Here is an 18,241-nt window from a genome sequence, read left to right on the forward strand (position 1 = left end):
CAGGAACCCCACCATGCCTTTGCCCGAAAAAGTCCGCCTGGTCGAAGTCGGCCCCCGCGACGGCCTGCAGAACGAAGCCCAGCCCATCAGCGTTGCTGACAAGGTGCGCCTGGTCGACGACCTTACCGACGCCGGGCTGGCCTACATTGAGGTCGGCAGTTTCGTTTCGCCCAAGTGGGTGCCGCAGATGGCCGGCTCCGCCGACGTGTTCGCCGCTATCAAGCAACGCGAGGGTGTTACCTATGCGGCGCTGGCGCCCAACTTGCGGGGTTTCGAGGACGCCCTGGCGGCCGGGGTGAAGGAAGTGGCGGTGTTCGCCGCTGCCTCCGAGGCGTTTTCCCAGCGCAACATCAATTGCTCGATCAGCGAAAGCCTCAAACGTTTCGAGCCGATCATGCTGGCGGCGCGCAGCCACGGTGTGCGGGTGCGCGGTTACGTTTCCTGCGTGCTCGGCTGCCCATATGAAGGCAAGGTCAGTGCAGAACAGGTCGCCCCCGTGGCCAAAGCCCTGCATGAGATGGGCTGCTACGAAGTGTCCCTGGGTGACACCCTCGGCACTGGCACCGCAGGTGCTACCCGCAAACTGTTCGAAGTCGTCTCGGCGCACGTGCCGCGTGAGCAACTGGCCGGCCACTTCCACGATACCTACGGCCAGGCCCTGGCCAACGTGTATGCCAGCCTGCTCGAAGGTATCAGTGTGTTCGACAGCTCGGTGGCGGGCCTTGGGGGTTGCCCCTATGCCAAAGGTGCCACGGGCAATATCGCCAGCGAGGACGTGGTTTACCTGCTACAGGGGCTGGGGATTGAAACCGGCATTGACCTGGACCGCTTGATCGCTGCGGGGCAGCGGATCAGCGAGGTGCTGGGCCGGGCCAACGGCTCACGTGTGGCGCGAGCACGCAGCGCACAGTGATTCACACGGTCGTCACAAATGTGTGGGTGAGTGTTACCGCCCCCACAGGCCTCAGCAAAAAATCGGGTAACAGGGAAACAATTCGACAGAATTTCACGCCACCCGAATTGGGCGATTCAGCTCAAGCCATTGATTTACAACAGTTTTCAAAAGTTGGCACGGCGCCTGCTATATCTTTCGTACAACAACAACAAAAAATGCGACACCCAATAAAAACAACATGTACCGGCTCTGACATAACAAGAACAACACGGCAGAGGCGCAGCAAGCAGATTTTTTTGGAGTAGACACGCTTTTCAGGGGTTCGCCCCGCGGTCTGGCACAGAACAATAAAACTACCACAAGGTAGCGGCAGCCAGCATCGGATCCTCAGGATGAAAGCAGGTCAGCGCTCAAAAAAATACGTTTGCTCTTGACCCCGGTTGGGGGTCACTCGCAGCACCAAGGCAAGCCTACAAAAACAATAAAAGGTCGGCCTTCAATAATAAGAAAAGAGCAGGCAACAACGCTTTGAGGGGAGCTTCGGCTCCCCTCAGTGCTTCCTGACATCCTCCTCCTGCTGCTTCTCCTCGTCCTGCCCCTCCACCTTCTCCACCATTATCGGCATCGTGGCCAGTACCAGCAGTGAAAGCACTGTGCTGATCAGCGCCGTCGCCTCACGCCCCATGCCTGCAGCGGTACCGATGGCGGCCGTCATCCACAGGCCGGCAGCCGTGGTCAGGCCTTTGACGTGGCTGGTGTCGCGACCATTACCTTTGAGGATGGTGCCCGCACCGAGAAACCCGATACCGGCGACGATACCCTGGATCACCCGGCTCAAGGCCTGCTCGTCGGCACCGGCCATGCTTGGCGCCAGCACGAATAACGCGGCGCCCATCGACACCAACATATGTGTACGCACCCCAGCGGACTTGCCTTTGTGCTCACGCTCGAAGCCCAGAATGGCCCCCAGACTGGCGGCCATCAACAGGCGCAGGATGATACGGGTGACTTCACGCACTTGCGTGATATCGGCGAATTCGGCTTGTATGGTTTGCCAGATCACGTCCATGAAAAATTTCTCGCGGTCATGCTAGTGGCCGGCCCTGGCGCCGTTTCGCGGCTGAGTTCGCGCTCACAGCGCAGTCTTCAGAGCCGCGTACGGCAGGGCTCTTTGAGGGTGGACCGCCGCCGCCCCCACAAAGTGCCCCGCCCGGCGGTTTGATGCAGCAACCGTTGAGTGCCTGCGGTCACAGCTGTAACTGCAACCCGGAGGACTAGCCCATGCCCGTCGAAATCGAAGAAAGCACCCGCCGCTGCACCCTCATAGGCGAAGACCTGCGCATCGAAGGTGATGGCCCGGACATTGAGATCATTACCGATGAACAGTTGCGCATGTCCGTGGCACTGTTGGCAGGCCAGCGTGTGCCGATCACCGAAGCCGAAGCCGACGCGCTGACCGTAGCCGGCGCCGTGGACAGCCGAAAGCATTTGAAGGCGAGCGTTCCTGGCTCGGTAATCTAGAGTGGCTGAAGCACCGACCAGCAACTGATCCGGTTTTTGGTGCATGGCCTGAGCCTGTACTGAAAACCGCTTCGGGGCCATAGTGGGGGGTGACTTGCCTGTTCACCCTGCTGCCGAGCCTTCATGAAACGCTATGAACGATTCGCCGATGACATTGCCGAACTGATCCGCTCTGGCGTGCTCGGCCCCGGCCAGCGCGTGCCATCGGTGCGCTACGCCAGCCAGACACACGGCGTCAGCCCGTCGACCGTGTTCCAGGCTTATTACCTGCTCGAACGCCGCGGGCTGATCCGCGCTCGGCCGCGGTCAGGGTATTTCGTCACTGCCCATGCACCGCGTCACTTCTGCGAGCCACAGCCACTGGAGCCGCTGAGCGAATCGACTGACGTGGATGTCAGCGCCCTGGTGTTCTCGATACTCGAATCGATCAAGGACCCGAACACCGTGCCGTTCGGCTCAGCGTTCCCCAGCCCGGAACTGTTCCCGCTGCAGCGCCTGTCGCGCTCGCTGGCCAGCGCCAGCCGGGCCATGGACCCACGCATGGTGGTCACCGACCTGTCACCGGGCAACCCGCAACTGCGCCGGCAGATCGCCCTGCGCTACATGGTTGGCGGGATGATGCTGCCCATGGAGGAGTTACTGATCACCAACGGCGCGCTGGAAGCACTGAACCTGTGCCTGCAGGCGGTCACCGAGCCGGGTGACCTGGTGGCGGTCGAGGCACCGGCCTTCTACGCCTGCCTACAGGTGCTGGAACGGCTCAAGCTCAAGGCGGTGGAAATACCCGTGCAGCCACGCGAGGGCATGGACCTGGCCGCCCTCGCCCAGACCTTGGAAAAGCACCCGGTCAAAGCCGTGTGGTGCATGACCAACTTCCAGAACCCGGTGGGCGCGAGCATGCCCGAGGCGAAGAAACAGGCATTGGTAACATTGCTGCAGCGCCATCAGGTGCCGCTGATCGAGGACGATGTCTACGCCGAGCTGTATTACTCGCAACAGGCGCCCAAGCCTGCCAAGGCCTTCGACACTCAAGGCCTGGTCATGCACTGCGGCTCATTCGCCAAGAGCCTGGCGCCCGGTTACCGGATCGGCTGGGTAGCCGCAGGGCGCTTTGCCCAGAAGATCGAACGACTCAAGCTGATGACCTCACTGTGCGCCTCGATGCCGGCCCAGGCGGCCATTGCCGACTACCTGGAACACGGTGGGTATGATCGCCACTTGCGCAAACTGCGCTATGCCCTGGAAGGCCAGCAAGCCAACATGCTCGCCGCCATCTCGCGCTATTTTCCGGCGCAGACGCGAGTCAGCCAGCCTTCTGGCGGCTACTTTCTGTGGCTGGAACTGCCCGAACGGATAGACGCGCTGAAGCTGTTCCACATGGCCCTGGCCCAAGGCATCAGCATCGCGCCGGGGCCCATATTTTCGCCCACCCGCCGCTTTGGCAACTGCATCCGCCTGAACTACGGCACCCCGTGGAGCGACACCGCCGAGCGGGCCATGGCAACCCTAGGCCGCATCATCCGCTCGTTCTGACTGCAAAATGGGGATTCGGGCGTAACCTGGCAAAATTACGAGTAGGCGTAGCAGCGCCACAGCGTTAAAGTCTTCACCACGCACTGCTGCCGGACGCTGCCATGCCTGTGAACGAGATGCTTGCCCTGCGCGAAGAAATCGCCACCTTGCGCCAACGTATCACGCAGCTGGAAGCCGAACTGCAGCAGCATTCGCCGTTAGGCCTGGATGTTTACCGCTTTCTGTTCAATACCATGGACGAAGGCTTCTGCATCATCGAATTCATTGACGGCCCCCATGGCCCGCTGAGTGATTTCGTGCACGTGCTCGTCAACCCCGCCTATACCAAGCACGCCGGCATCGCGGACGCGACCGGCCAGAAAATGCGCGACATATTGCCTGATGAAGCCGACGCGTGGGTTGCCCGTTACGGTCCCGTGCTGCACACCGGTGCCCCCCAGCAATTCGAACAGGAACTACGAGCCAGCGGCCGCGTTCTGTCAGTAAGCTCTTTTCGTATCGAGCCGCCGGAGCGCCGGCAGGTTGCGGTGCTGTTCAAGGATGTGACCGAGCGGTGCAACAGCGAGCAGGCGCTTGCGCAGCTCAATGCACACCTGGAGCAACGGGCAAGCGAAGCCATGGCACAGCGCAGCCTGTTCGCAGAGCTTATCGACCAGAGCGCAGCCAACGTGCACGTGCTCGACAACGGCATGCACTGGCTGGCCGTCAATCGCAAGGCCAGAGAGGACTTTCGGTTCCTGTATGGCCATACACCGGTGGTTGGCGCTTACATGCCGTCGCTGATGGGTGACAATGCCGCAGATCGCGAGACGATCCTGCCCTTATGGCGACGGGCACTGCAGGGCGAGCAGTTCACCGAGATCGGTGCATTCGGCCAGCAACCAGACCAGCGCCATTATGAACTGCGCTTCAATGCCCTGCGTGACGCTGCTGGGGCCCCGGTGGGCGCTTACCTGTTCGCCTACGACATCAGCGACCGCGTGCAGGCGCAACAACGCCTTGCCAACGCAGAGCAGGCCCTGCGCCAGGCGCAAAAGATGGAGGCCGTCGGGCAACTCAGCGGCGGCATCGCACATGACTTCAACAATTTGCTCGGCAGCATCCTCAATACCCAGGAACTGATCCAGCTGCGCCTGCAGCAACAGCGCTATACCGAGCTGGACAATTTACTCGACATGTCCAACAGCACGGCCAAACGCGCCTCATCCCTGGTGCAACGGCTGCTGGCATTCTCGCGCCAACAAACCCTGCAACCCCGCGCCACGGAGGTGGCAGAGCTGCTAGGCGGCATGCAGGAGCTGCTACGCCGAACGATCGGCCCCTCCATTTCCCTGCACAGCCGGTTCGCTCCTGAACTATGGCCCACCTTCATCGACCCGCCACAGTTGGAAAGCGCCCTGCTCAACTTGTGCATCAATGCACGTGACGCGCTGCCTGACGGGGGTGTCATCAGCATCCATGGTGACAACGTGGCGCTGGACAATGATCAGGCACGCCCTTTGGGGTTACCCAGCGGCGACTACGTGCGCCTTAGCGTTGTCGACAACGGCTGCGGGATGAGCGAGGAAGTGATTGCACGTGCCTTCGACCCTTTTTTCTCCACCAAACCCATCGGCAAGGGCAGCGGCCTGGGGCTGTCGATGACCTATGGTTTCGTGCGCCAGTCCGGTGGGCAGTCACGCGTGCTTTCGCAACCCGGCATGGGCACACGTGTGGAATTGTACCTGCCGCGCCATCACCAGCAGCCCACGGCGCAGCCCCAGGCGCCCAAGGCCAGCGCTCTGGATCAACACCGTGCCAACGGGCAGCGCATCGTGCTGGTGGAAGACCAGCTCGCCCTGCGCGTGGTGATCAGCGAGGTACTGCAAGAGCAGGGTTACCGGGTCAGCGCCTTCGAGAATGGGCGTGGCGCCTTGGCACACTTGGAACACAGCGAACGGCCGGACCTGCTGATAAGCGACATCGGCCTGCCCGACGGCCCCAACGGTCGCCATGTGGCGGAGCACTACCGGCGGCAGCACCCCGACCTCAAAGTGCTGTTCATTACCGGCTATGACAACACTGCGGCGCTGGGAGGCGGCCCGCTACTCAAAGGCGCTCATGTGCTGGGCAAGCCGTTCGAGCTGGACGTGCTGGCCGAGTGCGTGCAGCAACTGCTGAGCGGTGGCGATTAGCGCCCGCCGCCAAGGTCGAGAAAGCTGCCAGTGGAATAGGACGCCTTGTCCGACAGCAACCAGAGAATGGCCTCGGCCACTTCTTCCGGGCGACCGCCACGCCCCATGGGCAAGCCAGGTTCCAGCTTGGCGACACGGTCGGGGTCGCCGGACAGGGCGTGGAAGTCGGTATGAATGTAGCCTGGGCGCACGCCATTGACCCGCACACCCTCACCTGCCACTTCCTTGGCCAAGCCAACGGTGAAGGTATCGAGGGCGCCTTTGGACGCGGCGTAGTCCACATACTCGTTGGGTGAGCCCAGGCGTGCCGCCCTTGATGACACATTGACGATGGCCCCACCTTGGCCACCGTGGCGGCGGGCCATGCGCAGCAAGGCGTGCTTGGCACAAAGCATCGGCCCGACGACATTGGTTTTCATCACCTTGAGCAGGCGGAACTCCGACATGTCTTCCACGCGGCTCTGCTGGCCGATGGTGCCCGCGTTGTTCACCAGTGCGGTGACGGGGCCGAGCGCTTCATCGACGCGGTGGAACAGCTGGATCACCTCGTCCTCGACACTGGCGTCTGCACGCACACAAATCGCCTGGGCGCCGAGTGCGCGGACCTGGGCAAGAATGGCGTGCGCGGCCTGGTCATCGGCGTGGTAGTTGATGCAGATGCGGTAACCCTCACGGGCAGCCTGCAGCGCGGTGGCGGCGCCGATGCCACGGCTGGCGCCGGTGATGACAATGACTTTCTCCATGGGCCTGCCAAATCACGTGGGAACATAGGTTCGACAATAGGGGAAAAGCCAGCCTCTTGGAATGACCCAGCACAACAGCTCAGGCAATTTCGCCCCGCGCTCAGGGCTCGACCCCTTCGACGATGATCACCTCAGCCTTGGCCACGCCGTGACGATGGCTGCACGCTTGTTGGTACAGCTCGGATCGATAGCAGGCCAGCGCCTGTTCGTAGGTCTGGAACTCGATCACCACGGTCCGCTGGGGCGTCGACCGCCCTTCCATCGCCTCGCTGCGCCCGCCCCGGGCCAGGAACCGTCCGCCGAATGCGGCAAAGGCGGCGGGCGCCCTTTGGGTGTACTGCTGATACTGCTCGGGGTCGGTCACGTCCACGTGGGCAATCCAATACGCTTTCATCCGCTACTCTCCTGATGCAAAACTATTTGTGTATGATGGTATACCATAATAATCACCCATTCACAGTGAGCGTTCAGCATGGCTTTCAACACGATCGAAGCACTCCTCGAGGACTACCGCCAAGGCAAGATGGTGCTGCTGGTGGACGACGAGGATCGGGAGAACGAGGGCGACCTGCTGATCGCCGCCGAGCGCTGTGACGCGCAGGCCATCAACTTCATGGCCCGCGAAGCGCGGGGCCTGATCTGCCTGACCCTGACCGACGAGCATTGTCAGCGCTTGGGGCTGGAGCAGATGGTACCGGCCAACGGCAGCGCGTTCAGCACCGCCTTCACCGTATCCATCGAGGCGGCCACGGGGGTGACCACGGGCATTTCTGCGGCTGACAGGGCGCGCACCGTGGCCGCAGCCATGGCCGCCGATGCCCGCCCGGCGGATCTGGTGCAGCCCGGCCACATCTTCCCATTGCGTGCCCGCGAAGGCGGTGTGCTGAACCGCGCCGGCCATACCGAGGCGGGTTGCGACCTGGCACGCCTGGCCGGTTTTGCCCCGGCTTCGGTGATCGTCGAGGTGCTAAATGATGACGGCACCATGGCCCGCCGACCGGACCTGGAAGTGTTCGCCGCCCGGCACGGCATCAAGATCGGCACCATCGCTGACCTGATCCACTATCGCCTGAGCACCGAGCAGACCATCAAGCGCATCGGTGAGCGCGAGTTGCCGACCGTGCACGGCACCTTCCGCCTGGTGACCTATGAAGACCGTATCGAAGGCGGTGTGCACATGGCCATGGTGATGGGCGATATCCGCCGCGAGCAGCCGACGTTGGTGCGCGTGCACGTCATCGACCCGTTGCGCGACCTGGTCGGTGCCGAGTATGCCGGGCCGGCGAACTGGACCTTGTGGGCTGCGCTGCAGAAGGTCGCGGAGGAAGGTGCCGGGGTGGTGGTGATCCTGGCCAACCATGAATCATCCCAGGCACTGCTCGAACGCATCCCGCAACTGACTCAGCCGCTGCGTCCGTACCAGCGGGGCCAGTCGAAGGTGTACTCGGAAGTCGGCACTGGCGCGCAGATTCTCCAGGACCTGGGCGTCGGCAAGCTCCGCCACCTGGGCCCCCCGCTCAAATACGCGGGCCTGGCGGGCTATGAGCTGGAAGTGGTCCAGAGCATCCCCTTCCCAGCCCAGAGCTGAAAGCTCCAAGCCGCAAGCCGCAAGCTGCAAGCTGCAAGCCGCAAGCTGCAAGCTGCAAGCTGCAAGCTGCAAGCAAAAGCAAAAGCAAAAGCAAAAGCAAAAGCCGATCTGCGGCACGACGCGATCCGCTTCTACTTGCAGCTTGCAGCTTGAAGCTTGGAGCTCAAAGAAGAGTGATGGCCGGTAGCCTCCCCCTCTTGCCAAAATCTTGGAATACCATAATATGATATCCCGTAGACCTTGAAATCGCAGGCCGCTACCTACACTTACCCAACGGCCACCGACACTTTGTTTTAGCTGCTCCCCGAATACTGTTGGCGGGCGCACTACCAGCCCCGCCTCGAATAACAAAAAGCAACGAGGGCGTAACCATGCTGTTGAGCAAACGTGTAACCGCAGTGCTGTCCGCCAGCCTGCTGACCCTGGCATGTCAGGCGACCCAGGCCGCTGACAGCCTCAACTTCGTCAGCTGGGGCGGTACCACCCAGGACGCCCAGAAAGAAGCATGGGCCGTACCTTTCAGCAAATCGACCAACATCAAAGTGGTACAGGACGGCCCGACCGACTACGGCAAGCTCAAAGCCATGGTCGAGAGCGGCAACGTGCAGTGGGACGTGGTCGACGTGGAAGCCGACTTCGCCCTGCGTGCCGCCAGTGAGGGCCTGCTCGAACCCCTCGATTTCACCACCATCGCGCGCGACAAGATCGACCCACGCTTCGTCTCCGACCATGGCGTCGGTTCGTTCTTCTTCTCGTTCGTGCTCGGCTACAACGAAGGCAAGCTCGGCGCCAACAAGCCGGTGGACTGGACCGCCCTGTTCGACACCAAGACCTACCCCGGCAAACGCGCCCTGTACAAGTGGCCGAGCCCCGGCGTACTGGAACTGGCCCTGCTGGCTGACGGCGTGCCGGCTGACAAGCTCTACCCGCTGGACCTGGACCGCGCCTTCAAGAAGCTCGACACCATCAAGAAAGACATCGTCTGGTGGGGCGGTGGGGCCCAGTCGCAGCAATTGCTGGCCTCCGGTGAAGCCTCGCTTGGCCAGTTCTGGAACGGCCGCGTCTACGCCCTGCAGCAAGATGGAGCGCCAGTGGGCGTGAGCTGGAAGCAGAACCTGGTCATGGCCGATTTCCTGGTCATCCCCAAGGGCGCCAAGAACAAGGACGCGGCCATGAAGTTCCTGGCCCAGGCCAGCAGCGCCGAAGGCCAGGCCGATTTCGCCAACAAGACCGCCTACGCGCCGGTGAACCTGGACAGCGTGGCCAAACTCGACAAAGACCTCGCGCAGAACCTGCCGACCGCCTACGCCCAGGACCAGGTAACCCTGGACTTCGCCTACTGGGCCAAGAACGGCCAGGCCATCGCCGCGCGCTGGAATGAGTGGTTGGTGAAATGAAAGTCGCCATCAACGCCCTGCAAAACGCGCAAGGTGCCCCCACGGGCGCCGGCGCCCCCGGGACGGCCCCGCGCCGCGTGAGCCTCGCCCAGCGCTGGAAAGGCAGCCGCAACCTGTTGCCTGCCCTGCTGTTCCTTGGCCTGTTCTTCTTCGCCCCGCTGATCGGCCTGTTGCTGCGTGGGGTGCTGGAGCCCGTACCGGGGCTGGGCAACTACGAGCAGCTGTTCGCCAACTCGGCGTATGCGCGGGTCTTGTTCAACACCTTTTCGGTTGCCGGCGTCGTCACCCTGATCAGCGTGTTGCTGGGCTTCCCGCTGGCCTGGGCAATCACCCTGGTGCCCAACGGCTGGGGCCGCTGGTTGCTGAACATCGTGCTGTTGTCGATGTGGACCAGCCTGTTGGCGCGCACTTACTCGTGGCTGGTGCTGCTGCAGGGGTCGGGGGTGATCAACAAGGCGTTGATGGCGCTGGGCATCATCGATGCCCCGCTGGAAATGGTGCACAACCTGACCGGCGTGGTGATCGGCATGAGCTACATCATGATCCCGTTCATCGTGCTGCCACTGCAGGCGACCATGCACGCCATCGACCCGATGGTGCTGCAGGCCGGCTCCATCTGCGGCGCAAGCCCCTGGACCAACTTCTGGAAGGTGTTCCTGCCGCTGTGCCGCTCGGGGCTGTTCTCCGGTGCGCTGATGGTGTTCGTCATGTCGCTGGGCTACTACGTCACCCCGGCCCTGCTGGGTGGCGCGCAGAACATGATGCTGCCCGAATTCATCATCCAGCAGGTGCAATCGTTCCTCAATTGGGGCCTGGCCAGCGCCGCCGCCGCACTGCTGGTGGTCATCACCCTGGTGCTCTTCTACCTGTACCTGAAGCTGCAACCGGAGTCCCCGGTCGGCAACGCGAGGTAAACCGCCATGCTTCTGTCTCCCAATGCCATGGGGCGCCCGCTGCGCACGGGCCTGTACCTGACCACCGGCGTGATTGCGGCCTTCCTGCTGCTGCCGGTCGTTTTCATCATCCTGCTGTCGTTCGGCTCTTCGCAATGGCTGGTATTCCCGCCACCAGGCTGGACCTTCAAATGGTATGCCCAGTTCTTCGCCAACCCTGAGTGGATGGACGCCGCCCTGGCCAGCTTCAAGGTCGCCGTGCTGACCACCATCGCCGCCGTGCTGCTGGGCCTGCCTACCGCATTCGCCCTGGTGCGTGGCCGCTTCCCTGGCCGCGAAATGCTCTATGGGCTGTTCACCATGCCGATGATCGTGCCGCTGGTGATCATTGCCGTGGCGGTGTATGCACTGTTCCTGAAGCTCGGCTACACCGGCACGCTGTTCGCCTTCGTGGTCAGCCATGTGATCGTCGCCCTGCCCTTCACCATCATTTCGATCATCAACTCGCTCAAGCTGTTCGACCAATCGATCGAGGACGCCGCGGTCATCTGCGGCGCCTCGCGCCTGCAGGCGATCTTCAAGGTGACCTTCCCGGCCATTCGCCCGGGGATGATCGCCGGCGGGCTGTTCGCCTTCCTGGTCTCGTGGGACGAGGTGGTACTGAGCGTGATGATGGCCAGCCCCGACCTGCAAACCTTGCCCGTCAAGATGTGGACCACCCTGCGCCAGGACCTGAGCCCGGTGATCGCCGTCGCCTCGACGCTGCTGATCGGCCTGTCGCTGTTGGTCATGGTCATTGCCGCCGCCTTGCGCCGGCGCACCGAAACGAACGCCTGAGCGCCCGGAGAAAACAACAATGAGTGCAGTGATCAAAGACAACGCGCACAACAAGACCCTGGTCAGCCTGCGCGGCCTGAACAAGCATTACGGTGACTTCACCGCCGTGGATAATCTGGACCTGGAAATCCAGGACGGCGAGTTCCTCACCTTCCTCGGCTCCAGCGGCTCGGGCAAGTCCACCACGCTGTCGATGCTGGCCGGGTTCGAGACGCCCAGCAGCGGCGAGATTCTGGTCGAGGGGCAGTCGCTGGTGAATGTGCCACCACACAAGCGCGACATCGGCATGGTGTTCCAGCGCTACTCGCTGTTCCCGCACCTGAATGTGCGTGACAACATCGCTTTCCCCTTGGCCATCCGCAAGCTCAGCGCTGGCGAAACCCAGAAGCGGGTCGATGCCATGCTCAAGCTGGTGCAACTCGAGGCGTTCGCCCATCGCAAGCCTTCGCAGATGTCGGGCGGCCAGCAACAGCGGGTGGCGATAGCCCGCGCCTTGGTATACGAACCTCGTATTCTGCTGATGGACGAGCCCCTGGGCGCACTGGACAAGAAACTGCGCGAAGACCTGCAGGATGAACTGCGCCAGCTGCACCGCAGGCTGGGCATCACCATCGTCTACGTCACCCACGACCAGGAAGAAGCCATGCGCCTGTCCCAGCGCATCGCCATCTTCAGCCACGGCAAGATCGTCGGGCTGGGCACCGGTTATGACCTCTACCAGAATCCACCCAACGCCTTTGTCGCGTCGTTCCTGGGCAATTCCAACTTCCTGCGCATCACGGCCACCAGCAACGGCGCTGGCAGCTTCGAAGGCCAGCCGGTGGCGATCCGCCTGACGCCTGGCCTGGCGGCGGGGCAAGATGCGTTGATCATGGTTCGCCCGGAAAAGGCCCTGGCACTCACCACCGAGCAAGCTGCACGCCAACCGTTGCCAGCGGGCTGGAACGAAGTGATTGCCAAGGTCGGCGAAGTGCTGTTCCTCGGCGAAAGCCAGACCTGCCATGTGATGACCCCGGGCGGGACCGAACTGACCGTGAAAGCCCTGTCGGCTGCGGGGATGTCCATGCAGCCTGGCGATACCGTAAAAGTCCGCTGGGCGGTTGCAGATGCCTGCATCTACACCCAATGGGCGCAAAGCGACCTGAGCAAGTCGGCCGGCGCGCACTGAGGGTCAGCGGTAGATGGATGATTGACGCGCATCGTGGCCAATGGTCACATGCGCGCCAGTTCCAGGTGCCCGGCGCTGACCCGCGGCGATGAGGCCTGCACCACCACTGCAAAAATCACTACCGTCCGCAGGTGAAAATGTTAGAAAATAACATTTCATTTGACACTCAGCCTGCCTGCGATACCTCCATGACAAGCTCCGCCGCCACCCCAACCCTGCTCACCCAGCGCCTGCAGAGCATCGATGCCCTGCGCGGTCTGGTGATCCTGTTCATGCTGCTCGACCACGTTCGCGAAACCTTCTTCCTGCACCACCAGGTCAGCGACCCGATGAGCATCGACACCACCGAACCGTCGCTGTTCTTCAGCCGCACCCTGGCCCACCTGTGCGCCCCAGTGTTCGTCCTGCTGACCGGCCTGTCGGCCTGGCTGTACGGCGAGAAGTATCAGGGCCGCAGCGATGTTTCGGCGTTCCTGTTCAAGCGCGGGCTGTTCCTGGTGGTGCTGGAGTTCACCCTGGTGAACTTCGCCTGGACCTTCCAGGTGCCCCCCAGTGTCATCTACCTGCAGGTGATCTGGGCCATCGGGGTAAGCATGATCGCCCTGTCGCTGCTGGTGTGGCTGCCACGCCCGGCGCTGATAGTGCTGGGCGCAGTGATCATCGCCGGCCACAACCTGCTCGACGGCCTGCACTTTGCCACCGAGTCGGCGCTGCATGTGCCGTGGGCGATCCTGCATGACCGTGGCTGGCTGGAACTTTCTGACAGCCTGCGCCTGCGCACCTCCTACCCGGTACTGCCGTGGATCGGCGTGATTGCCTTGGGCTATGGCCTGGGCCCATGGTTCGCCCGTGGCAGCGATGCCGGCCAGCGTCAGTACCGCCTGCTGCTGGCAGGGGTCATCGCCCTGCTCGGCTTCATGGTGCTGCGCATGCTCAATGGCTACGGCGAGGCGCCGTGGAGCGGCTACCCGACGCTTACCCAGACCGTGATGAGTTTCTTCAACATCACCAAATACCCGCCCTCGTTGCTGTTCCTGGCCCTGACCCTGGGCTGCGGCCTGCTGCTGCTGCGCGCCTTCGAACGTGCAGGGCAAACACGCTGGATCGGTGCCCTGGCGGTGTTCGGCGCGGCGCCGATGTTCTTCTACCTGCTGCACCTGTATGTGCTGAAACTGCTGTACCTGGCCAGCGTCGCCCTGTTCGGCCGCAATCACGGCGATTACTTCGGGCTCGACGGCATGGGCGCGGTGTGGCTGGGCGCTGTGCTGCTGGCCGTGGCGCTGTACCTGCCGGTGCACTGGTTTGCCAGACTCAAGGCGCGCCGCCGCGACATCACCTGGCTCAAGTACTTCTGATTCAGCGTTTTCACCGGCTGCCTGATGGTCTACCATGCGGGCCGCCGGTTTCCACCACGGAAACAATAGTCCACGGAAACAATAGGGAATCCCAAGCCGCCCAGGCGCGCCAAACGGAACTGCCCCCGCAACTGTAGGTGCCGAGCCCGCTCCATCGATGCCACTGGATCCGCTGATCCGGGAAGGCCGGAGCCGGGTGATGACGCACCAGTCAGGAGACCTGCCGGCTTACATCTACCAACCGGCGGGGTGTCCGGGATTGGCCATCAGAGTTGCCCCTGTCGCATGAGGGGCTCGGCGATGCCTGTCCGCGCGTTCCTTCCGTGAACTGTCCGATAGGAGATCGCCCCGCATGCTGTCCCGTTTCGCCACCCTGCTTGTCGGCCTGAGCCTCACGGGCGCGGCACAGGCCGCCGCCACGCATTATCCGCTGACCGTGGACAACTGCGGCATGCCGCAAACCTTCGCCCACGCCCCCGCACGCGCTGTGACCATCGGCCAGGCCGGCACCGAAATCCTCTACTTGCTGGGGTTGGGCGACAAACTGGCCGGCACATCGCTGTGGTTCAACAATGTGTTGCCCGAGTACAAGGCGCAGAATGACAAGGTGCCACGCCTGGCCGACAACGACCCAAGCTTCGAAGCGGTGGTGGGCAAGCGCCCCGAACTTGTGGCCGTACAGTTCGAATGGATGGTTGGCGCCCAGGGCGTGGTCGCGACCCGTGAGCAGTTCAACGAACTGAAGATTCCCACCTACCTGCTGCCCTCGGACTGCGAAGGCAAGGACAACCTGGTGGGGGCCGATGGCACGCGGCTGCAGGCGTTTCAGGTCCAGAGCATTTACAAGAGCGTCAGCCAGCTGGCAGAAATCTTCGACGTCCAGGACCGTGGCGCGGCACTGAACAGCGACCTCCAGGCACGCCTGGACGGCGCCAGGCAACAACTGGCCGGCAAAGACCTGAGCCAGACCTCTGCGCTGTTCTGGTTCTCCAGCGCCGACCTCGACATCGACCCCTACGTCGCGGGCCGCCAGGGCGTGGCAGACTTCATGCTGCGCACCCTGGGTGTGCGCAACGTGGTCGAGTCCACCGAAGAATGGCCCACGGTGGGTTGGGAAACCCTCGCCAAGGCCAACCCGACGTGGCTGATCATCGCCCGCATGGATCGCCGCCGCTTTCCGGCCGACGACTACCAGAAGAAGCTCGACTTCCTGCACAGCGACCCGGTAACCAAGCACATGGATGCCGTGAAAAACAACCGCATCATCATCCTCGACGCCGATGCCATGCAGGCCGGTATCCGCCTGTTCCGGGGCCTGCAAACCCTGTCGGCAGCCTTCGCCAGCGGTAAAGCGGCGCCGTGATGAAGCGTCTGTTGCCCTGCTCTGCACTGGCCCTGATGGCCCTGCTCGGCGCGTTGCTCGCCGGCACTGCCATCGGCGAGACCAACGTGTCACCCCGCGTGGTGTACCAGGTACTGGCCAACCAGCTGTGGCAGGCCGGTTACCCGGTCGACCCGATCGACGCCGGTATCGTCTGGAACTACCGCCTGACGCGCACGCTGGTCGCCGCCGCCTGCGGCGCAGGGCTGGCGACCTGTGGGGTGATCCTGCAGGCCCTGCTGCGCAACCCGCTCGCCGAACCCTACTTGCTGGGCCTGTCAGCCGGGGCATCGACCGGCGCCGTGCTGGTGGGCCTGCTGGGCCTGGGCAGCATTGCCCTGAGCATGTCCGGCGGCGCCTTCGTCGGCGCCGTCGCAGCCTTCGCACTGGTCCTGGTGCTGGCCCGCGCAGCTGGCCCGAGCAGCAACAACGCCCAAGTGATCCTGGCAGGGATTGCCGGCTCGCAACTGTTCAACGCCCTGACGGCGTTTCTGATCACCAAATCAGCCACCGCCGAGCAGGCTCGCGGCATCCTGTTCTGGCTGCTGGGCAACCTCAGTGGCGTGCGCTGGCCATCGGTATGGCTGGCCATGCCGGTGGCACTGTTCGGGCTGGTGGTGTGCCTGTGGCACCGGCGCACACTGGACGCCTTCACCTTCGGCGCTGATTCGGCGGCGTCGATGGGCATCGCGGTGCGGCGCAGCCAATTGCTGCTGATCAGCTGCGCGGCGCTGGTGACGGCGGTGATGGTGTCCATCGTCGGCGCCATCGGTTTTGTCGGGCTGGTCATCCCGCATGCCCTGCGCCTGTTGCTCGGCCCAGGCCACAGCCGCCTGCTGCCGGCCAGCGCCCTGGGCGGTGCGCTGTTCCTGATCGCCGCAGACATGCTTTCGCGCACGCTGATCCCGGGCCAGGTGATCCCGGTAGGGGTGGTCACAGCGCTGATCGGCGCACCGGTGTTTGCGCTGATCCTGGTCAGCCGCAGGGGGCGCGCATGACGGCCATGACACCGCCGAAAGTCGCTCCGCTCGCCTGCCAAGGCTTGGGTTTGCAACTGGCTGGCAACCCCGTGCTACGCGACATCAACCTGACGGTCGTCGCGGGTGAAACCCTTGGCATCGTCGGCCCGAATGGCTCCGGCAAATCGTCCCTGCTCAAATTGCTGGCCGGGCTGCGCACGCCGCATAGCGGCAGCGTGCAATTGCTCGGCGAGCCGCTTGCACGCCTGCCGCGTCGGCGCATCGCCCAGGCCTTGGCGCTGGTCGAGCAACAGGCCGACACCCTAGACGCCATCAGCGTGTTCGACGCCGTGGCGCTAGGGCGTACCCCATGGTTGTCCGCCCTGGCGCCGTTTTCCCAGGAGGATCGTACGATCGTCGAGCAGGCCCTGGCCGACCTCGATGCCTCGCACCTGCGTAGCCGTATCTGGGGTTCGCTGTCCGGTGGCGAACGCCAGCGCGTACACATCGCCCGCGCCCTGGCCCAGCGCCCACAGGTGCTGCTGCTCGATGAGCCGACCAACCACCTCGACATCCAGCATCAGCTGAGCCTGCTGCAACAGGTACAGGCGTTACCGGTCACCACCCTGGTGGCCCTGCACGACCTGAACCAGGCACTGACCTGCGACCGCGTGGCGGTGCTCGAACACGGCCGCCTGGTCGCCCTCGGCGATCCGCTTGAGGTGCTGACCCCCGAGCGTTTGCTGAGCACCTTCGGCGTACACGCCCGCTACCTCACCGACCCCTTCGACGGCGCGCGCATCCTGCGCTTTCGCGCCCCCTGAACCAGGAAGCTCCGGCATGCTGTTGCGCACTACCGTCCTGCTGCTCGCCAGCGCTGTGCTACCTCTCGCCGCGCTGGCCGAGGTGCACGAAGTGAAGATGCTCAACCGCGGGGCGGCAGGCTCGATGATCTACGAGCCCGACCACCTGCGTATCGCTCCGGGTGATACGGTACGTTTCGTGCCGACCCAGAGCGGCCACAACGCAGCCAGCCTGCCTGGGTTGCTACCGGAGGGCGCCGTGGCCTTCAAGAGCAAGCTGAACCAGCCCTTCGAGCAGACCTTCACGGTGCCAGGGGTGTACGGCATCCAGTGCATCCCGCACCTGGCGATGGCCATGGTGATGCTGATCCAGGTAGGCGATGCCCGCTTGACCGAATTGCCAGCGGCGTTGCCTGCCCGGGCACGCACGCGCCTGGCAGCTCAACTGCAGCAGCTGGAGGCCGGCCAATGACCGGTTCCTAAAGCGCCTGCCACTGCTCCATGTGCGTAGTCAGCCACACCGGGTCATCCTCTACGTCGACCACCACAAAGCCCTGGCGCTCCCAGAACCGGATCGCACCCGGCAGAAACGGATGGGTGTGCAGGTACAGGCAGTCGACACCTGCCTCGACCGCGTGCGTACGCAAGGCTTGGAACAACGCCGCGGCCAGGCCGTTGCGCCGGTAGCCGGGCAGCACGAACAGGCGCACGATTTCAACGACGCGTTTGCCGTCATAATCGAGCTGATGAAAGCGATGGTCGTAGGGCAGGTAGCCGATGGTGGCGATCAAGGTGCCGTTATCCCGGGCTTCCAGAAAATGCCCGTCGCCATCGAGGTAGGTCGCCTCGAAATCGGCCAGGTCTTTGGGCAGAGGTGAATGGGCGAGCATGGGGAAGAGCTCCCGGCGGGCCTTGTCGACGAAGGCTACGACTTCATCGATGGCGTCACGGCCGGGTGTTTGGAAAGTCCAGTCGGGCATGGGATCGAAGCGAT

18 protein-coding genes and 1 riboswitch are annotated in these 18,241 nt (G+C 63.4%); of the genes, 14 read left to right on the forward strand and 4 right to left on the reverse strand.

Annotated features, from left to right (window positions below):
- Nucleotides 1–13 precede the first annotated feature (13 nt).
- Entirely contained in the window at nt 14–913 is a 900-nt protein-coding gene (locus ACIPZC_RS06200) for a hydroxymethylglutaryl-CoA lyase (protein ID WP_241806500.1), read from the forward strand.
- A gap of 532 nt (nt 914–1,445) precedes the next feature.
- Here the strand turns inward: ACIPZC_RS06200 and ACIPZC_RS06205 are convergent.
- Nucleotides 1,446–1,964, reverse strand: a complete 519-nt coding sequence (locus ACIPZC_RS06205) for an MgtC/SapB family protein (RefSeq protein ID WP_241806501.1) — start codon at nt 1,962–1,964, stop codon at nt 1,446–1,448.
- A gap of 212 nt (nt 1,965–2,176) precedes the next feature.
- Between ACIPZC_RS06205 and ACIPZC_RS06210 the strand changes: the two genes are divergently transcribed.
- The 3 genes from ACIPZC_RS06210 (at nt 2,177) to ACIPZC_RS06220 (ending at nt 6,123) form a co-directional block, all read left to right on the forward strand.
- Nucleotides 2,177–2,416 (forward strand): DUF3203 family protein, encoded by a 240-nt coding sequence (locus ACIPZC_RS06210; protein ID WP_241806502.1) that lies wholly within the window; start codon nt 2,177–2,179, stop codon nt 2,414–2,416.
- Nucleotides 2,417–2,539: 123 nt separating this feature from the next.
- Entirely contained in the window at nt 2,540–3,949 is a 1,410-nt protein-coding gene (gene mapR / locus ACIPZC_RS06215; protein ID WP_349974456.1) for a GntR family transcriptional regulator MpaR, read from the forward strand.
- A gap of 101 nt (nt 3,950–4,050) precedes the next feature.
- Nucleotides 4,051–6,123 (forward strand): PAS domain-containing protein, encoded by a 2,073-nt coding sequence (locus ACIPZC_RS06220; RefSeq protein WP_400625613.1) that lies wholly within the window; start codon nt 4,051–4,053, stop codon nt 6,121–6,123.
- Here the strand turns inward: ACIPZC_RS06220 and ACIPZC_RS06225 are convergent.
- The gene (locus ACIPZC_RS06225) at nt 6,120–6,866 is read right to left on the reverse strand and encodes an SDR family oxidoreductase (RefSeq protein WP_400625615.1); all 747 of its coding nucleotides are present in this window, start codon (nt 6,864–6,866) and stop codon (nt 6,120–6,122) included. The two genes, ACIPZC_RS06220 and ACIPZC_RS06225, sit on opposite strands and share 4 nt — an antisense overlap.
- Before the next feature lie 100 nt (nt 6,867–6,966).
- On the reverse strand, nt 6,967–7,260 hold the full coding sequence (locus ACIPZC_RS06230; RefSeq protein ID WP_400625617.1) for a DUF1330 domain-containing protein: 294 nt from the start codon (nt 7,258–7,260) through the stop codon (nt 6,967–6,969).
- Between the two features lie 78 nt (nt 7,261–7,338).
- On the opposite strand from ACIPZC_RS06230, the gene ribBA reads away from it, so the two are divergent.
- From ribBA to ACIPZC_RS06280, 10 genes are all read left to right on the forward strand, one after another.
- Nucleotides 7,339–8,454 carry a bifunctional 3,4-dihydroxy-2-butanone-4-phosphate synthase/GTP cyclohydrolase II gene (gene ribBA / locus ACIPZC_RS06235; protein WP_400625619.1) on the forward strand — a complete coding sequence of 372 codons (1,116 nt, stop codon included), beginning with the start codon at nt 7,339–7,341 and terminating at the stop codon, nt 8,452–8,454.
- 371 nt (nt 8,455–8,825) lie between these two features.
- Entirely contained in the window at nt 8,826–9,851 is a 1,026-nt protein-coding gene (locus tag ACIPZC_RS06240; RefSeq protein ID WP_241806508.1) for a polyamine ABC transporter substrate-binding protein, read from the forward strand.
- Nucleotides 9,848–10,765, forward strand: a complete 918-nt coding sequence (locus tag ACIPZC_RS06245) for an ABC transporter permease (protein WP_400625621.1) — start codon at nt 9,848–9,850, stop codon at nt 10,763–10,765. The genes ACIPZC_RS06240 and ACIPZC_RS06245 overlap by 4 nt, the downstream gene beginning before the upstream one ends.
- Nucleotides 10,766–10,771: 6 nt before the next feature.
- Nucleotides 10,772–11,581: an ABC transporter permease gene (locus ACIPZC_RS06250; protein ID WP_012313829.1), complete on the forward strand. Its 810-nt coding sequence runs from the start codon at nt 10,772–10,774 to the stop codon at nt 11,579–11,581.
- Between the two features lie 19 nt (nt 11,582–11,600).
- Nucleotides 11,601–12,749, forward strand: coding sequence for an ABC transporter ATP-binding protein (locus ACIPZC_RS06255; RefSeq protein WP_400625624.1), 1,149 nt, complete (start codon nt 11,601–11,603; stop codon nt 12,747–12,749).
- A 188-nt stretch (nt 12,750–12,937) separates the two neighbouring features.
- The gene (locus tag ACIPZC_RS06260; protein WP_400625626.1) at nt 12,938–14,104 is read left to right on the forward strand and encodes a DUF1624 domain-containing protein; all 1,167 of its coding nucleotides are present in this window, start codon (nt 12,938–12,940) and stop codon (nt 14,102–14,104) included.
- 28 nt (nt 14,105–14,132) lie between these two features.
- Nucleotides 14,133–14,347, forward strand: a riboswitch (cobalamin riboswitch).
- Nucleotides 14,348–14,456: 109 nt separating this feature from the next.
- A complete protein-coding gene (locus ACIPZC_RS06265; protein WP_400625628.1) occupies nt 14,457–15,467 on the forward strand; it encodes an ABC transporter substrate-binding protein in 1,011 nt (336 codons plus the stop codon).
- Nucleotides 15,467–16,483, forward strand: a complete 1,017-nt coding sequence (locus tag ACIPZC_RS06270; protein ID WP_400625630.1) for a FecCD family ABC transporter permease — start codon at nt 15,467–15,469, stop codon at nt 16,481–16,483. The genes ACIPZC_RS06265 and ACIPZC_RS06270 overlap by 1 nt, the downstream gene beginning before the upstream one ends.
- Entirely contained in the window at nt 16,480–17,268 is a 789-nt protein-coding gene (locus tag ACIPZC_RS06275; RefSeq protein WP_400625632.1) for an ABC transporter ATP-binding protein, read from the forward strand. The genes ACIPZC_RS06270 and ACIPZC_RS06275 overlap by 4 nt, the downstream gene beginning before the upstream one ends.
- Nucleotides 17,269–17,284: 16 nt before the next feature.
- Complete coding sequence (locus ACIPZC_RS06280; protein WP_400625634.1) at nt 17,285–17,719, forward strand: pseudoazurin; 435 nt, start codon at nt 17,285–17,287, stop codon at nt 17,717–17,719.
- A 7-nt stretch (nt 17,720–17,726) separates the two neighbouring features.
- On the opposite strand, the gene ACIPZC_RS06285 is transcribed toward ACIPZC_RS06280, so the two are convergent.
- On the reverse strand, nt 17,727–18,227 hold the full coding sequence (locus ACIPZC_RS06285) for a GNAT family N-acetyltransferase (protein ID WP_400625636.1): 501 nt from the start codon (nt 18,225–18,227) through the stop codon (nt 17,727–17,729).
- Nucleotides 18,228–18,241: the final 14 nt, after the last annotated feature.

Origin of the sequence: Pseudomonas sp. NPDC089743, assembly GCF_044748785.1 — a bacterium.
Lineage (GTDB): Bacteria > Pseudomonadota > Gammaproteobacteria > Pseudomonadales > Pseudomonadaceae > Aquipseudomonas > Aquipseudomonas putida_X.

Coding starts and splice junctions, on each gene's coding strand:
- ACIPZC_RS06220 (WP_400625613.1), top strand. CDS start 4,051: ATGCCTGTGAACGAGATGCTTGCCCTGCGCGAAGAAATCGCCACCTTG.
- ACIPZC_RS06255 (WP_400625624.1), top strand. CDS start 11,601: ATGAGTGCAGTGATCAAAGACAACGCGCACAACAAGACCCTGGTCAGC.
- ACIPZC_RS06230 (WP_400625617.1), bottom strand. CDS start 7,260: ATGAAAGCGTATTGGATTGCCCACGTGGACGTGACCGACCCCGAGCAG.
- ACIPZC_RS06275 (WP_400625632.1), top strand. CDS start 16,480: ATGACGGCCATGACACCGCCGAAAGTCGCTCCGCTCGCCTGCCAAGGC.
- ACIPZC_RS06210 (WP_241806502.1), top strand. CDS start 2,177: ATGCCCGTCGAAATCGAAGAAAGCACCCGCCGCTGCACCCTCATAGGC.
- mapR (WP_349974456.1), top strand. CDS start 2,540: ATGAAACGCTATGAACGATTCGCCGATGACATTGCCGAACTGATCCGC.
- ribBA (WP_400625619.1), top strand. CDS start 7,339: ATGGCTTTCAACACGATCGAAGCACTCCTCGAGGACTACCGCCAAGGC.
- ACIPZC_RS06250 (WP_012313829.1), top strand. CDS start 10,772: ATGCTTCTGTCTCCCAATGCCATGGGGCGCCCGCTGCGCACGGGCCTG.
- ACIPZC_RS06200 (WP_241806500.1), top strand. CDS start 14: ATGCCTTTGCCCGAAAAAGTCCGCCTGGTCGAAGTCGGCCCCCGCGAC.
- ACIPZC_RS06260 (WP_400625626.1), top strand. CDS start 12,938: ATGACAAGCTCCGCCGCCACCCCAACCCTGCTCACCCAGCGCCTGCAG.
- ACIPZC_RS06280 (WP_400625634.1), top strand. CDS start 17,285: ATGCTGTTGCGCACTACCGTCCTGCTGCTCGCCAGCGCTGTGCTACCT.
- ACIPZC_RS06205 (WP_241806501.1), bottom strand. CDS start 1,964: ATGGACGTGATCTGGCAAACCATACAAGCCGAATTCGCCGATATCACG.
- ACIPZC_RS06225 (WP_400625615.1), bottom strand. CDS start 6,866: ATGGAGAAAGTCATTGTCATCACCGGCGCCAGCCGTGGCATCGGCGCC.
- ACIPZC_RS06240 (WP_241806508.1), top strand. CDS start 8,826: ATGCTGTTGAGCAAACGTGTAACCGCAGTGCTGTCCGCCAGCCTGCTG.
- ACIPZC_RS06265 (WP_400625628.1), top strand. CDS start 14,457: ATGCTGTCCCGTTTCGCCACCCTGCTTGTCGGCCTGAGCCTCACGGGC.
- ACIPZC_RS06285 (WP_400625636.1), bottom strand. CDS start 18,227: ATGCCCGACTGGACTTTCCAAACACCCGGCCGTGACGCCATCGATGAA.
- ACIPZC_RS06270 (WP_400625630.1), top strand. CDS start 15,467: ATGAAGCGTCTGTTGCCCTGCTCTGCACTGGCCCTGATGGCCCTGCTC.
- ACIPZC_RS06245 (WP_400625621.1), top strand. CDS start 9,848: ATGAAAGTCGCCATCAACGCCCTGCAAAACGCGCAAGGTGCCCCCACG.